This window comes from Kitasatospora sp. NPDC097605 (assembly GCF_040302725.1).
In the GTDB taxonomy this organism is placed as follows: domain Bacteria; phylum Actinomycetota; class Actinomycetes; order Streptomycetales; family Streptomycetaceae; genus Kitasatospora.
The window spans coordinates 236,654-249,689 of sequence record NZ_JBEOSF010000005.1 but is presented as its reverse complement, the minus strand read 5'-3'; the positions used below and the strand labels follow the sequence as shown (position 1 = coordinate 249,689).

The 13,036-nt window shown below is 74.7% G+C and carries 13 protein-coding genes; 7 read left to right on the top strand and 6 right to left on the bottom strand.

Going from position 1 to position 13,036, the window contains the following annotated elements; all coding sequences use genetic code 11:
* Window positions 1-16: 16 nt before the first annotated feature.
* From ABTX81_RS08420 to ABTX81_RS08410, 3 genes are all read right to left on the bottom strand, one after another.
* On the bottom strand, window positions 17-1,372 hold the full coding sequence (locus tag ABTX81_RS08420; protein ID WP_350542439.1) for a DUF5667 domain-containing protein: 1,356 nt from the start codon (window positions 1,370-1,372) through the stop codon (window positions 17-19).
* A gap of 295 nt (window positions 1,373-1,667) precedes the next feature.
* The gene (locus ABTX81_RS08415) at window positions 1,668-2,441 is read right to left on the bottom strand and encodes an ECF subfamily RNA polymerase sigma factor, BldN family (protein ID WP_502892730.1); all 774 of its coding nucleotides are present in this window, start codon (window positions 2,439-2,441) and stop codon (window positions 1,668-1,670) included.
* Between the two features lie 598 nt (window positions 2,442-3,039).
* Window positions 3,040-4,038 (bottom strand): HAD family hydrolase, encoded by a 999-nt coding sequence (locus ABTX81_RS08410; protein ID WP_350542438.1) that lies wholly within the window; start codon window positions 4,036-4,038, stop codon window positions 3,040-3,042.
* A gap of 118 nt (window positions 4,039-4,156) precedes the next feature.
* Here ABTX81_RS08410 and ABTX81_RS08405 point away from each other — a divergent pair, with 118 nt between their 5' ends.
* The 7 genes from ABTX81_RS08405 (at window position 4,157) to hemB (ending at window position 11,571) form a co-directional block, all read left to right on the top strand.
* Window positions 4,157-4,441 (top strand): glutaredoxin family protein, encoded by a 285-nt coding sequence (locus tag ABTX81_RS08405; RefSeq protein WP_350542437.1) that lies wholly within the window; start codon window positions 4,157-4,159, stop codon window positions 4,439-4,441.
* A 227-nt stretch (window positions 4,442-4,668) separates the two neighbouring features.
* Complete coding sequence (locus tag ABTX81_RS08400; RefSeq protein ID WP_350542436.1) at window positions 4,669-5,445, top strand: 3'-5' exonuclease; 777 nt, start codon at window positions 4,669-4,671, stop codon at window positions 5,443-5,445.
* Between the two features lie 101 nt (window positions 5,446-5,546).
* Window positions 5,547-6,434 carry a redox-sensing transcriptional repressor Rex gene (locus ABTX81_RS08395; protein WP_350542435.1) on the top strand — a complete coding sequence of 296 codons (888 nt, stop codon included), beginning with the start codon at window positions 5,547-5,549 and terminating at the stop codon, window positions 6,432-6,434.
* Between the two features lie 31 nt (window positions 6,435-6,465).
* Window positions 6,466-7,803 carry a glutamyl-tRNA reductase gene (locus ABTX81_RS08390; RefSeq protein ID WP_350542434.1) on the top strand — a complete coding sequence of 446 codons (1,338 nt, stop codon included), beginning with the start codon at window positions 6,466-6,468 and terminating at the stop codon, window positions 7,801-7,803.
* A gap of 41 nt (window positions 7,804-7,844) precedes the next feature.
* On the top strand, window positions 7,845-8,858 hold the full coding sequence (hemC, locus tag ABTX81_RS08385) for a hydroxymethylbilane synthase (protein WP_350542433.1): 1,014 nt from the start codon (window positions 7,845-7,847) through the stop codon (window positions 8,856-8,858).
* Entirely contained in the window at window positions 8,855-10,525 is a 1,671-nt protein-coding gene (locus tag ABTX81_RS08380) for a bifunctional uroporphyrinogen-III C-methyltransferase/uroporphyrinogen-III synthase (RefSeq protein ID WP_350542432.1), read from the top strand. Before hemC ends, ABTX81_RS08380 begins: the two co-directional genes overlap by 4 nt.
* Before the next feature lie 65 nt (window positions 10,526-10,590).
* A complete protein-coding gene (gene hemB, locus ABTX81_RS08375; RefSeq protein ID WP_350542431.1) occupies window positions 10,591-11,571 on the top strand; it encodes a porphobilinogen synthase in 981 nt (326 codons plus the stop codon).
* Window positions 11,572-11,653: 82 nt separating this feature from the next.
* Here the strand turns inward: hemB and ABTX81_RS08370 are convergent, their stop codons facing one another.
* The 3 genes from ABTX81_RS08370 to ABTX81_RS08360 all read right to left on the bottom strand — a co-directional run bounded on the left by ABTX81_RS08370 (window position 11,654) and on the right by ABTX81_RS08360 (window position 12,815).
* The gene (locus ABTX81_RS08370; RefSeq protein ID WP_350542430.1) at window positions 11,654-11,917 is read right to left on the bottom strand and encodes a hypothetical protein; all 264 of its coding nucleotides are present in this window, start codon (window positions 11,915-11,917) and stop codon (window positions 11,654-11,656) included.
* 126 nt (window positions 11,918-12,043) lie between these two features.
* Window positions 12,044-12,388: a rodlet layer protein gene (locus ABTX81_RS08365; RefSeq protein ID WP_350542429.1), complete on the bottom strand. Its 345-nt coding sequence runs from the start codon at window positions 12,386-12,388 to the stop codon at window positions 12,044-12,046.
* 82 nt (window positions 12,389-12,470) lie between these two features.
* Window positions 12,471-12,815, bottom strand: a complete 345-nt coding sequence (locus ABTX81_RS08360; protein ID WP_350542428.1) for a rodlet layer protein — start codon at window positions 12,813-12,815, stop codon at window positions 12,471-12,473.
* Window positions 12,816-13,036: the final 221 nt, after the last annotated feature.

Genomic DNA, 13,036 nt, shown 5'->3' with positions numbered 1-13,036 from the left:
GTCCGTCCGGGCCCGGTCAGCCGCCGAGGATCCGCAGCCCGGGCAGCAGGCCCGGGATCAGCGGGGGCACCTCGACGCCCTGCTGGGCGGCACTTCCGCCGGCGCTCGGCGGAGCCTCGCTCGGCGGAGCCGGGGGCTGGTCCGGCGCGGGCGCCGGGGCCGGGGCGTCGGCGCTGGGCGAGGGCCTGGCGCCGGTGAGCCCGCTGGTGAGGTCGTCCACCAGCCCGCCGACCTGGTCCGGGACGACATTGGCCGGGCCGCTCGGCAGCGGGAGCAGCGGCGCCGCGGGGGCCGCCGGAGCGGCGGGGACACCGCCCTGGGGCGGGACCTGCGGGGCGACGCCCGGCCGGCCGCCGACCACGCCGGCCGCCGGACCGCCGGTGGCGCCGCCCTGGGCGGGCGTCTCCCCGCCCGCCGGGTTGCCGCCGGGCGCCGTCCCGGCCGACGGCGCGCCCGAGCCGCCGGCGCCCGGACCGTGGGTGCCGCCGCCCGCCCCGCCGCCGGCCGGCGCACCGCTCGGGGCGGGCTGCTGGACCAGACGCAGGGGCGCGACGTCCTGGCTTATGTCGTCGAAGAGCTGGTCCACCAGGTGGGCCTGGGAGGTGAGCTGGACCGGGAGCCGGGACTGGAGCTCGGCCCAGGTGCCGTCCTCGTCCTGGGCGAAGCCGGCCAGGGTGCGCATCGGGTCGAGCGAGCCGTTGGTGCGGTAGATCGCGCGCAGCAGGTCGCGCCCCCTGAGGGCGTCGGCGTGCATGGCGTCGAGGGCCCTGCGGACCTGCTCGACGGTGCCCGGGCTGAGCGCGCCGCCGGAGTCGGTCCGGCCGACCAGGGACCGCACCTCGCCGAGGCGGGTGGCCGCGTTGTCCAGGAGCAGTTCGCCGCGTTCGCTGTCGGAGTTCGCGAGGTTGAGCCGCAGCCCCTCCAGTCCGCGCTTCATGCCGTACAGCGGGTCGCCGGGAAGGGCGTTGCCGCTGGCGGCCGCAGCGCCGGCGAAGCTGCCGACGGCGAGGCCGGCGACCAGCCCGCCGATCGCGAACCGGCGGCTCCAGCGTCCGCGTGGCGCGGTGCGGATGGCCCGGTGGCGGCGCTGCCGCGGCACGGTGGCGCCCGGGCCGCCCGCCAGGGCCTGCTCGAACGCGGCCATCAGCTGGGCGCGTTGGACGGTCCGGACCTCGTCGCCGAGTTCCGGGGCGGGCAGCGCGCGGAGCGCGCCGACCGTGTCGATGAGTTCCGCCATCGCGGCCGAACCGGCGTGCCCGCCAGCGGTGTTGGCCGTTCCGTCACCATCGGCAGCGCGTTGCTCCGCCTGGTGGGCCTCCAGCGCCTCGGCGAAGGCCTTCGCCCGCCGGTGCTCCAGCACGTTTGCCGTCACGGGCCACACCTCCCTTCGTCGTTGTCGACACCCCGGCCTGCCGGACGGTTGCCCCGGCAAGCCAAAGCCACTCCATCGGGTGAGAGGTCGCAATTCGACTTGACCGTACGCCTGGTGGGGGCTTGCACGCTGGCCAACGAGCGGTGCGGGCGGTCGGTTACGCGCGGCTGATCATCGGACCGACCGTTCACCCGGATGTGTCGGGCCGCCCCGGAAGGTGACGGCCCGCTTCCTATCTCTCCCGCCGCTTCCCCGGAGCCCTCCCCGGAGCGCTGCCGGCTCGTCGCGCGCCGGCTCATCGCGCGTCGGGCGGGAGCAGGCGGGCCAGGGTGCGCACGGCGCGGTACTGGAGGGTCTTGATGGCACCCTCGTTCTTGCCCATGATCCGGGCGGTCTCGGCGACCGAGAGCCCCTGCAGGAAGCGGAGGGTGACGCACTCCTGCTGCTGCGGGTTCAGCCGGCGCACGGCCTCCAGCAGGGCGGCGTTGGAGAGCGACTCCAGCACCGACTCCTCGGGGCTGCGCTCGCACTCGTTGGAGTCGAGCATCTCGCCGGTGGTGACCTCCAGCCGGAAGCGGCTGGACTTGAAGTGGTCGGCGACCAGGTTGCGGGCGATGGTCACCAGCCAGGCGCCGAAGTCCCGGCCCTGCCAGGTGAACGTGCCGATCCGGCGCAGCGCGCGCAGGAAGGTCTCGCTGGTGAGGTCCTCGGCGGTGGCCCGGCTGCCGACCCGGTAGTAGATGTAGCGGTAGACGGTGTCCGCGTAGTGGTCGTAGAGCCGGCCGAAGGCCTCGCTCTCGCCGGCCTGGGCCCGCTCGACCAGCTCCATGACCGGGTTGTGCTCGGTCTCGTAGCCGGGGCCGGTGGTGGTGCGGGCGCGGCTGCGGCCTCCGGCGGCGCCGGTGCGGCCGCGCGCGCCGGCGCCGGCCGATCCGGCGGCGGTGGTGCGCAGCAGCGGGCCGCCGGCGGCGGGCGCGGGGACGAACGGGGCTCCGGCGGGCACCAGTTGGGGGGTGGCGGCGAGCTGGCTGCGAAGCAGGCTGCGCAGCAGGTCCAGGCCGGTGGAGATCTGCCGGGGCGGGACGGTGCGGCCGCGGAGGCTGGTGCGGGAGCGCAGGGGCGCGGACGACGGGCGGGAGGGTGCAGGCGCGTCGTTCCGGACGGGTGGGTACACGGGACTCCCAGAGGCAGAACTGTGGACGGATCACCTCCGCCTGCGCGGAGAGCACGTCCGTCCCGCCCGGTCGTGCCTGGGGCGGGTGGGTGACGTGCATCCAGGAGAGAATAACGCTTTGTGCAATGACAGCTACACCGTGTGGTCGAAGTGGTCGTTTGGGATCCGCATGGGGTGCATATCCGGCTGACATTGACCGAACATGTCGGCGATGGCTTGGCTCAACGTGACAGAACGGATGCGCCAGGTGACCAATTCGGCGGTAGCGCGGGCGGTTTCCCGGCCTGAGGGTCGGATAATCCCCGAGTTTCGCGAACCGGCGAACAATCAGATCCGGTCACCGGGTGTCGGGTTCGGTCAGCGGGCCCGGACGGCCCCGCGGCACGCGGGAGTTCGCCCGTACGAGCGGCCTGGTCAGCGTGCGGATTGACCGCGCTCACCCCGGCGAGGGGCGACCGTCCGGGCGTGGCGGGTCAGGCCCGGTGCCGGCGGGTCAGGCCCGGTGCCGGCGGTGCAGCGCCACCCCGGCCGCCGCGGCGCCCGCCACCACGCCGAGCGCGGCGGCCGCCGGCAGGCCCACCCGGGCCGCTTTCCGGCCGGTCCGGAAGTCCCGGACCCGCCAGCCCTGCGCCCGGGCGTGCCGCCGCAGCGCGCCGTCCGGGTTCACCACGTACGGGTGGCCGACCAGCGAGAGCATCGGGATGTCGTTGGCCGAGTCGCTGTAGGCGGCGCACCGGTCCAGGTCGAGCCGCTCGCGCCGGGCCAGCGAGCGCACGGCGGCCGCCTTGGCCGGGCCGTGCAGCAGGTCGCCGACCAGCCGGCCGGTGTACGCGCCGTCGCGCGCCTCGGCCACCGTGCCGAGCGCGCCGGTCATGCCGAGCCGGGCCGCGATGATCCGGGCCACCTCCACCGGCGCGGCGGTGACCAGCCAGACCCGCTGCCCGGCGTCCAGGTGCATCTGCACCAGCGCGCGGGTGCCCGGCCACACCTTGTCGGCGATGACGTCCTCGAAGACCTCCTCGCAGAGCGCCTCCAGGTCGGCCGTCCGCTTGCCGGCCACCACGCCGAGCGCGGTGTGCTTGGCGTCCGCCATGTGCTCCGGGTCCTCGGCGCCGTGCAGCCGGAACCAGGCCTGCTGCCAGGCGAACCGGGCGATGTCCCGGCGGCTGAGGAAACCGCGCCGGTAGAGGCCGACGCCGAGGTAGAAGATCGCGGCGCCGCGCAGGATGGTGTTGTCGCAGTCGAAGAACGCGGCGGCGCGCGGGTCGTCCGGCTCGGGCGTGTGGTTGCCCTCGGGGGCCTTGGGCGCCTTGCCGCGCTTGGCCGGCTGGGCCTCCTCGGACTGGGCCTCGCCGGGCCGGTCCTCGTCGGCGGGCGGCTCCGGCGCGGCCCGCAGCGCGGCCTCCGCCGCCTCGGCCGCGGCCTCGCCCGCCAGGGCGGTCCGCGAGCTGGTGGAACGCCTTGCCTGGGTGAGCCTTCGGAGCACGGCCATGTCATCGAGCATAGCCAGCCACCTGTGCGGCGGCCGTGACGGCGGCGTGCCCGCCGGGTGAACGGGGGGAAGGCCGGTCGTGTCCGGCCCGTTTGTAGGGGCGTCGCACAATGGCGGGGTGAGCCCACTGCTGCGACGTGACAAGAACCCGGGGCCGAAGCCCGCCGACCGGACGGTGACCCTGGTGGCCAAGCCCGGCTGCCACCTGTGCGACGACGCCCGGGAGGTGATCGTCCGGGTCACGGCCGAGCTGGGCGCGTCCTTCGAGGAGAAGGACATCACCCAGGACGAGGAGCTCTACCGGCGCTACTGGGAGCAGATCCCGGTCACCCTGGTCGACGGCCGCCAGCACGACTTCTGGCGCGTGGACGAGAAGCGCCTGCGCACCGCCCTCGGCGCCTGACCCCCACCGGCCGCCCTCGGCCGTCGCCCCGGCCACCGCCGGAGGCGCCGCCCCGCACCCGCCCCCGGCCCCGCCGGTGGCGCGCCCGACCCCCGCCGGACGGCGGGGGCGGTTCGCCGAATCGTTGCGAAGATTCGGCGCGCTCGGCTTGGGGCGCCTCCCGTCGGTCGGCTTACGATCGAACTCGTTTGCGCCCAAGGGGGGCTGAGCACGCGAGGAGTGCCGCCATGCTTCCCGAGCCGTCGCCGGCCGCCCGCGCGGGCTTCGCCGTGGTGGACGTGGAGGCGACCGGCCGCAGCCCCTGGCGGCACCGGGTGGTCGAGGTCGCCGTGGTGCTGCTGGACGAGCGGCTCCGCCCGGAGGGCGAGTTCTGCACCCTGCTGGACCCGCTCGGCCCGGTCGGCCCGACCCATGTGCACCGGATCGAGCAGCAGGACGTCGAGGGCGCCCCGCGCTTCCGCGAGATCGCGCCGAGGCTGCTGGAGCTGCTGACCGGCCGGGTGCTGGTCGGCCATCACGTCACCTGCGACCACGCGTTCCTGGATCGCGAGTTCGCCCGGATCGGCGTGCCGCTGCCGCCGGTGCCGCTGCTCTGCACCATGCGGCTGGCCCGTGCCCACCTGCCGGAGGCCCGCGGCTTCGGCCTGGCGGCCTGCGTGGAGGCGGCCGGCCTCGGCGGGTTCGCGGCGCACACCGCGCTGGGCGACGCCCGTGCCACCGCCGACCTGCTGCGGCACTGCCTGGACGCGCCGTCCTGCCCGCCGGGGGACTGGGCGGAGCCGCTGCGGGAGGCGGCCCGGGTGCCGTGGCCGCGGCTGGGCCGGGCGCGTTCCCGGCCGTCCGGCGAGCCGGTCCCGCTGGTGCTGCGCGACCTCGCCCGTCCGGTTCCCCTCCCCGCCCCGCGTGACCTGCCGGAGCGCCTTCCGTACGGTCCCCGGCCACCCGCTGCACCGCCCCCGGCGACGGCCCGGAAAGCGGCCGGTGCTATGGGGTCGACGGCGTGATGCGCGTCACTGTGCAGGGACAAATCGGACACCATCTTTGTGCACACGTTCACAAACGCATAGCCTGGCTGCCAAAGCCCAGCTTCACCCACAGGAGCGCCGTGGCCGTCGGCCGATCACCACAGAGCAGTTCGCAGACGCCCGACCCGGGCGCCGCGCGCCGATCTTCGCGTGCCCGGGGGATCCCCGAGGCGACGGTCGCCCGGCTGCCCCTCTACCTGCGCGCGCTCACCGCGCTCTCCGAGCGCTCGGTGCCGACCGTCTCCTCCGAGGAACTGGCCGCCGCGGCCGGCGTGAACTCCGCCAAGCTCCGCAAGGACTTCTCCTACCTGGGCTCCTACGGCACCCGCGGCGTCGGCTACGACGTCGAGTACCTGGTCTACCAGATCTCCCGCGAGCTGGGCCTGACCCAGGACTGGCCGGTCGTCATCGTCGGCATCGGCAACCTCGGCCACGCGCTCGCCAACTACGGCGGCTTCGCCTCCCGCGGCTTCCGGGTCGCCGCCCTGCTCGACGCCGACCCGGCCGTGGTCGGCAGCAGCGCGGCCGGCCTGCCCGTGCGCCACATGGACGAACTGGAGTCCATCGTGGAGAGCCAGCACGTCTCGATCGGCGTCATCACCACCCCGCCCGGCGCGGCCCAGCAGGTCTGCGACCGGCTGGTCGAGGCCGGCGTCACCAGCATCCTGAACTTCGCCCCGACCGTGCTGTCCGTCCCGGACGGCGTGGACGTGCGCAAGGTGGACCTCTCCATCGAGCTGCAGATCCTCGCCTTCCACGAGCAGCGCAAGGCCGGCGACGAGCCGGACCGCACCGAGTCCGTGCTCGACCGGGCCCCCGGCCCGGTGCGCGCCGCCGCCGCCAAGCTCCGCCGGGCGGCCGGGGGCAGCGGCAAGACGCGCGCGGCCGCCGAGGACGCGGACCCGGCGGCGAAGGGCAAGCCCGGCAAGGCCGGCGAGGGCGAGCTGTCCGCGGTGATGCCGGCATGAGCACCGAGATTCGTGGGACCAGGGAGCGGGCGTGAGTCTTCTCGTCGTAGGGCTGAGCCATCGCACGGCCCCGGTCGGCGTGCTGGAGCGCGCCGCGCTGACCGGTGGGGTGCCGACGCGGCTGCTGCACGACGCGGCCGCGTCCGCGACCGTCGCCGAGGCCGCGCTGCTGAACACCTGCAACCGGATCGAGCTGTACGCCGACGTGGACAAGTTCCACGCCGGCGTCGCCGAGCTGTCGCTGCTGCTGGCCCACCACAGCGGGGTGGACCTGGAGGAGCTGACCTCGCACCTCTACGTCCACTACGAGGACCGCGCCGTCCACCACCTCTTCTCGGTGGCCTGCGGCCTCGACTCGATGGTGGTCGGCGAGGGCCAGATCCTCGGCCAGCTGCGCGACGCCCTGGCCAAGGCCCAGGAGGAGCACACCGCCGGGCGCGGCCTGAACGAGCTGTTCCAGCAGGCGCTGCGGGTCGGCAAGCGGGCGCACAGCGAGACCGGCATCGACAAGGCCGGCCAGTCGCTGGTGACCTTCGGCCTGGAGCAGGTCGCGGCCGGCGCGGGCGAGATCGCGGGCAAGCGGGCGCTGGTGGTCGGCGCGGGCTCGATGAGCTCGCTGGCCGCCGCCACCCTGGTCCGCTCCGGCGTGACCGACCTGCTGATCGCCAACCGGACGCCGGCCCGCGCCGAGCGGCTGGTCGAGATCCTCGGCGCGGACGTCGCCCGCACGCTGGAGCTGGCCAAGGTGCCCGAGGCGCTGGCCGACGTCGACCTGGTGATCTCCTGCACCGGCGCGGCCGGCGTGGTGATCAAGGCCGACGACGTCGCCGCCGCGGTCGCGGCACGTGCCGGAGCGACCCCGCTCGCCCTGCTCGACCTCGCCATGCCGCGCGACGTCGACCAGGCCGTGCACGAGCTGCCCGGCGCGCTGCTGGTCGACCTGGAGAGCCTCTCGCACGCCCACGCCGCCACCCCCGGCGCGGGCGACGTCGACGCCGTCTCCGGCATCGTCTCCGAGGAGGTCACCGCCTTCGGCGCCGCCCAGCGGGCCGCGCGGATCGCCCCCACCGTGGTGGCGCTGCGCGCGATGGCCTCCGAGGTGGTCGCCGCCGAGCTGGGCCGCCTGGACTCCCGGCTGCCCGGACTGGACGAGCGCTCCCGCGCCGAGATCGGCCAGACCGTCCGCCGGGTGGTGGACAAGTTGTTGCACGCGCCCACCGTGCGGGTGAAGCAGTTGGCCGCCGAGCCCGGCGGCGCCTCCTACGCGGAGGCCCTGCGCGAACTCTTCGACCTCGACCCGGCCGCCGTGCACGCGGTTTCGGGCACCCCGATCGGCACCCAGCAGCCTGCGGGCGGGGGCGCCGGATGAACCGTCAGCCATCCCACGAGTACCACCGGGACGATCACCTCATGAATGGTCAACCGCTCACCGGCCGGACGCCGGACGCCACCGCGGCCCCCCTGCGGCTCGGCACCCGGCGCAGCGCGCTCGCCATGGCCCAGTCGGGCATGGTCGCCCGGGAGGTGACGCGCCTCACCGGACGCCCCGTCGAGTTGGTGGAGATCACCACCTACGGCGACACCTCCCGCGAGGCGCTGGCCCAGATCGGCGGCACCGGGGTGTTCGTCTCGGCGCTGCGCGACGCGCTGCTGGAGGGCCGGATCGACTTCGCCGTGCACTCCCTCAAGGACCTGCCGACCGCCGAGCCCGAGGGCCTGGTGCTGGCGGCCGTCCCGCAGCGCGAGGACAGCCGCGACGCCCTGGTCGCGCGCGAGGGCCTGGCGCTGGGCGAACTGGTCGAGAAGCTGGCCGGCGCCGGCCGCCCGGCCCGGATCGGCACCGGCTCGCCGCGCCGGATGGCGCAGCTGAACGCCTGGGCCGAGGCCAACGGCGCCCAGCTGGAGACGGTCGCGATCCGCGGCAACGTGGACACCCGGATCGGCTTCGTCACCTCCGGCGAGCTGGACGCGGTCGTGCTGGCCACGGCCGGCCTGAACCGGCTCGGCCGCAGCGCCGAGATCACCGAGCACCTCGACCCCGAGCTGATGATCCCGGCCCCGGGCCAGGGCGCGCTCGCCGTGGAGTGCACCAGCGCGAACACCGGCCTGACCGCCGAGCTGTCGGCCCTCGACCACGCCCCCACCCGGGTCGCGGTGGCCGCCGAGCGTGCCCTGCTGGCCGCTCTGGAGGCCGGCTGCTCCGCGCCGGTCGCCGCGCTGGCCGGCTGGAACCACCAGACCGAACTGCGGCTGGAAGGTGTGGTCGGCACCCCCGACGGCGCCACCCTGCTGAAGATGTCCGCCCACGGTCCGATCGTCCTCGACGAGACCGCCGAGCAGCAGGCGGCGGCCCTCGGCCGCGCCCTGGCCGCCCGGCTGCTCGACGCGGGCGCGGCCGCCCTGATGGGGGAGCGAGCCCGATGAGCCCCACCGCCGCCACCGACAGCCCGTTCCCGGCCGACAGCCCCTTCGGGGGCACGGTCCCCTCCGCCGGCCGCTGCACCTTCCTGGGCGCGGGCCCCGGCGACCCGGGCCTGCTGACCCTGCGCGCGGTCGAGGTGCTGGCCTCCGCCGACGTGCTGGTCGCCGACCCGCTGACCGCCGCCGCCGTGCGCAGCCACTGTCCGTCCGGTGTGCAGGTGCACGCCCCGGGCGCCGAGGGCCCGGAGTTCGATCTGGCCCACCTGGTCGCCGAGGCCGTGCGCTCCGGCAAGCACGTGGTGCGGACCGTCGACGGCGACCCGGGCCTGGACGGCTGCGCGGCCGAGGAGATGCTCGGCTGCGCCGGTGCCGGGATCGCCTTCGAGGTGATCCCGGGCGTCGCCCAGTCGGTCGGCGTCCCCGCCTACGCGGGCGTGCCGCTGCGCGGCGCGGCCGGCACCGACGTCCGCTTCGTGGAGGCCGCGGCGCTGCTGGCCGGCTCCCCGGTGGACCTGGGCGCGCCGGAGACGACCCTGGTGGTGCGCACCACCCTGGGCCAGCTGCCGGCCACCGCCAACGCGCTGGTCGCCAACGGCCGCAAGCCGGACTCCGCGCTGAGCGCCACGCTCTCCGGCACCACCACCCGCCAGCGCACCTTCACCGCGACCCTGGCCTCCATCGCGGCGGACCTCAAGGCCGCCCGGGTGCTGCCCTCCCCGGTCTCCGCCCCGGTGGACCCGGCCACCGCGGTGATAGCCGTGGTCGGTGAGCAGGTCGCCCACCGCGCCTCGCACTCCTGGTTCGAGACCAAGCCCCTGTTCGGCTGGAACGTGCTGGTGCCGCGCACCAAGGAGCAGGCGCACGGCCTCTCCGAGCAGCTGCGCTCGTACGGCGCGGTGCCGCAGGAGGTGCCGACCATCGCGGTCGAGCCGCCGCGCACCCCGCAGCAGATGGAGCGGGCGATCAAGGGCCTGGTCACCGGCCGCTACGAGTGGATCGCCTTCACCTCGGTGAACGCGGTGCGCGCGGTGCGGGAGAAGTTCGAGGAGTACGGCCTGGACGCCCGGGCGTTCGCCGGGATCAAGGTCGCGGCGGTCGGCGAGACCACCGCGCAGGCGCTGGTGGACTTCGGCGTGAAGCCGGACCTGGTGCCCTCCGGCGAGCAGTCCGCGGCCGGGCTGCTGGAGGACTGGCCGCCGTACGACCCGGTGTTCGACCCGATCGACCGGGTGCTGCTGCCGCGCGCCGACATCGCCACCGAGACCCTGGTGGCCGGCCTGGTCGAGCTGGGCTGGGAGGTCGACGACGTGACGGCGTACCGGACGGTGCGCGCCTCGCCGCCGCCGGCCGAGACCCGTGAGGCGATCAAGGGCGGCGGTTTCGACGCGGTGCTGTTCACCTCGTCCTCGACCGTGCGGAACCTGGTCGGCATCGCGGGCAAGCCGCACAACGTGACCGTCATCGCCTGCATCGGCCCGGCCACCGCCAAGACCGCCGAGGAGCACGGCCTGCGGGTCGACGTGATGGCCCCGGCGCCGTCGGCGGCCGCGCTGGCCCAGGCGCTGGCGGACTTCGGGGCCAAGCGCCGGGACACCGCGACCGCCGCGGGCGAACCGGTCTACCGCCCCAGTGAGCGCCGTCCCGGCTCGCGCCGCAAGGCCGCGCGCTGACGTAGAGACCGGGGGCGGCCCGACCGCCGCCCCCGGCACCGCACCATCGTTCGGAGAGAGAAGCCGTGTCCGCTGAATTCCCGTACGTCCGCCCGCGCCGGCTCCGCTCGACCCCGGCGGTGCGCCGGCTGGTCGCCGAGACCCGGCTGCACCCGGCGGAACTGATCCTCCCCGCCTTCGTCCGCGAGGGCATCACCGAGCCGAAGCCGATCTCCTCGATGCCCGGCGTGGTCCAGCACACCCGGGACACCCTGCGGAAGGCCGCGGTGGAGGCCGCCGAGGCGGGGGTGGGCGGCATCATGCTGTTCGGCCTGCCCGAGGTGAAGGACGCCGTCGGCTCCGAGGGGACCAACCCGGACGGCATCCTGCAGCAGGCGATCCGTGATGTGGTCGCCGAGGTCGGCGACCAGCTGGTGGTCATGTCGGACCTCTGCCTGGACGAGTTCACCGACCACGGCCACTGCGGCGTGCTGACGGCGGACGGCGGCGTGGACAACGACGCCACCCTGACGCGCTACGCCGAGATGGCCGTGGTCCAGGCCGAGGCCGGCGTCCACATGGTCGGCCCGTCCGGCATGATGGACGGCCAGATCGCCGTGATCCGCCGGGCGCTGGACGAGGCCGGGCACCAGGGCGTGGCGATCCTCGCCTACACCGCCAAGTACGCCTCCGCCCTGTACGGGCCGTTCCGCGAGGCCGTCAACTCCTCGCTCCAGGGCGACCGCAAGACCTACCAGCAGGACCCGGCGAACGCCCGCGAGGCGCTGCGCGAGCTGGAGCTCGACCTCGCCGAGGGCGCCGACATGGTGATGGTCAAGCCCGCGATGCTCTACCTGGACGTCCTGCGGCAGGTCGCCGACGCCTCCCCGGTGCCGGTCTCCGCGTACCAGATCTCCGGTGAGTACGCGATGGTGGAGGCCGCCGCCGCCAACGGCTGGATCGAGCGGGAGCGCACCATCCTGGAGACCCTCACCTCGATCCGCCGGGCCGGCGCCGAGCAGATCCTCACCTACTGGGCCGTCGAGGCCGCCGCGATGCTCAAGTAGCGGATGCCGAGGCAGCACCCCGCGCACGGCGAAGGCCGGGCCCCTCCGACGGGAGGGACCCGGCCTTCGTCCGTGCCGGCGATCAGTCGCCGATGTGGGCGAAGCCCCCGCCGCCGCCGAAGAGGGCGGTGGAGGTCGCGGCGCCCCCGCCGAACTCGCCGGCCTTGATGTTGGAGGTGTGGGCGATGCCGCCACCCCCGCCGGCCGCGAACACCGGGTCGGCGGAGGCGACGAAGCCGCCGCCGCCGGCCACGCCGACGTGCGCGGACGCCGCCGGGGCGGCGAGACCGGCCAGCGCCAGGGCGCCGATGGCGGTCAGGGTGATCTTGCCCAGCGTGCTCTTCATGGATCTGCCCTTTCTTCCGGAGCGCCCGGGGCGGGCGCTCGGTCTGTGGGGTGTGCTTCCGCCCGGACGCCCGGAGGGCCCGGGGACCAGTCGTCCCCGGGCCCTCCGTCGCGCCGTGCGGCTGGATCAGCCGATCAGGTGCGAGACACCCGCGTCGCCCGAGGACTGGGTGTTCTGGCCGACGTTGCAGATCTGCTTCGGGGTGCTGTTGAGGACCGGAACCTCGATCGGCACGGCCAGGCCGAGGACGCCGACCGCCACGTTGTGGATCTCCGGCAGGCAGATGTTCGGGTTGTCCAGGGTGTGGAAGTTCGGGCTGTGGTCACCGTTGGTGCCGGTGTGGTTGGTGCCACCGTTGCCCTGGACCGAGACGGCCGAGCCGTCCGAGTCGGCGATGGCGCCGGCCGAGCCGGCGGACATCGCGATGGCGGCGGCGGCCAGGCCGGCGGCGGCGAGGGACTTCTTGATCATTGCGGTGTTCCTCTCGGGGGTGAATCGGGGAGCGATTCGAAGGTGGTCGGTTCGGAAGGGTGACGCTGCCGGGACGGGCGGGTCAGCCGATCAGGTGCGAGATGCCCGCGTCGCCGTGGCTCTGGGTGCCCTGGCCCTGGGTGCAGTACTGCTTGCCACCGCTGTTGGCGATCGGGACCTCGATCGGCACGGCGATGCCGGCCACGCCGACGGCGATGTTGTGGATCTCGGGCAGGCAGATGTTCGCGTTGTCCAGGAAGTGGAAGTTCGGGCTGTGGTCGCCGACGGTGCCGGTGAAGTTGGTGCCACCGTTGCCCTGGAACGACCCGGCGGCGCCGTCCGAGTCAGCGATGGCCGAGGCCGGCGTCGCGGCGGCGGCCAGCGCGGCGGCGGCCAGGCCGGCGGCGGCGAAGGACTTCTGGATCATGAGGAGATCCCTCTCTGAAAAACTCGGTTTCCGTGCGGTTTCCGTGCGTACGACGCGTTCAACGCCCAGACCCGGTCTGCGGTCACTGACGTTCAGATCAAAGAATCACGGCTCGGAAGGTTACGGGGATTTTGGAAAAGAGTCCGGGAGGCGCGGCGGCGCCGAGTGTCCGGTCGGATTATTAACCCGAAACGGTTAACCGGTGCCATCGGGAACACCGG

What these genes read in the sequence shown, in the direction of transcription:
- ABTX81_RS08410 (WP_350542438.1), bottom strand. Translation starts at nt 4,038, where the DNA reads ATGGCCGTGCTCCGAAGGCTCACCCAGGCAAGGCGTTCCACCAGCTCG.
- ABTX81_RS08400 (WP_350542436.1), top strand. Translation starts at nt 4,669, where the DNA reads ATGCTTCCCGAGCCGTCGCCGGCCGCCCGCGCGGGCTTCGCCGTGGTG.
- hemC (WP_350542433.1), top strand. Translation starts at nt 7,845, where the DNA reads ATGAATGGTCAACCGCTCACCGGCCGGACGCCGGACGCCACCGCGGCC.
- ABTX81_RS08380 (WP_350542432.1), top strand. Translation starts at nt 8,855, where the DNA reads ATGAGCCCCACCGCCGCCACCGACAGCCCGTTCCCGGCCGACAGCCCC.
- ABTX81_RS08370 (WP_350542430.1), bottom strand. Translation starts at nt 11,917, where the DNA reads ATGAAGAGCACGCTGGGCAAGATCACCCTGACCGCCATCGGCGCCCTG.
- ABTX81_RS08365 (WP_350542429.1), bottom strand. Translation starts at nt 12,388, where the DNA reads ATGATCAAGAAGTCCCTCGCCGCCGCCGGCCTGGCCGCCGCCGCCATC.
- ABTX81_RS08360 (WP_350542428.1), bottom strand. Translation starts at nt 12,815, where the DNA reads ATGATCCAGAAGTCCTTCGCCGCCGCCGGCCTGGCCGCCGCCGCGCTG.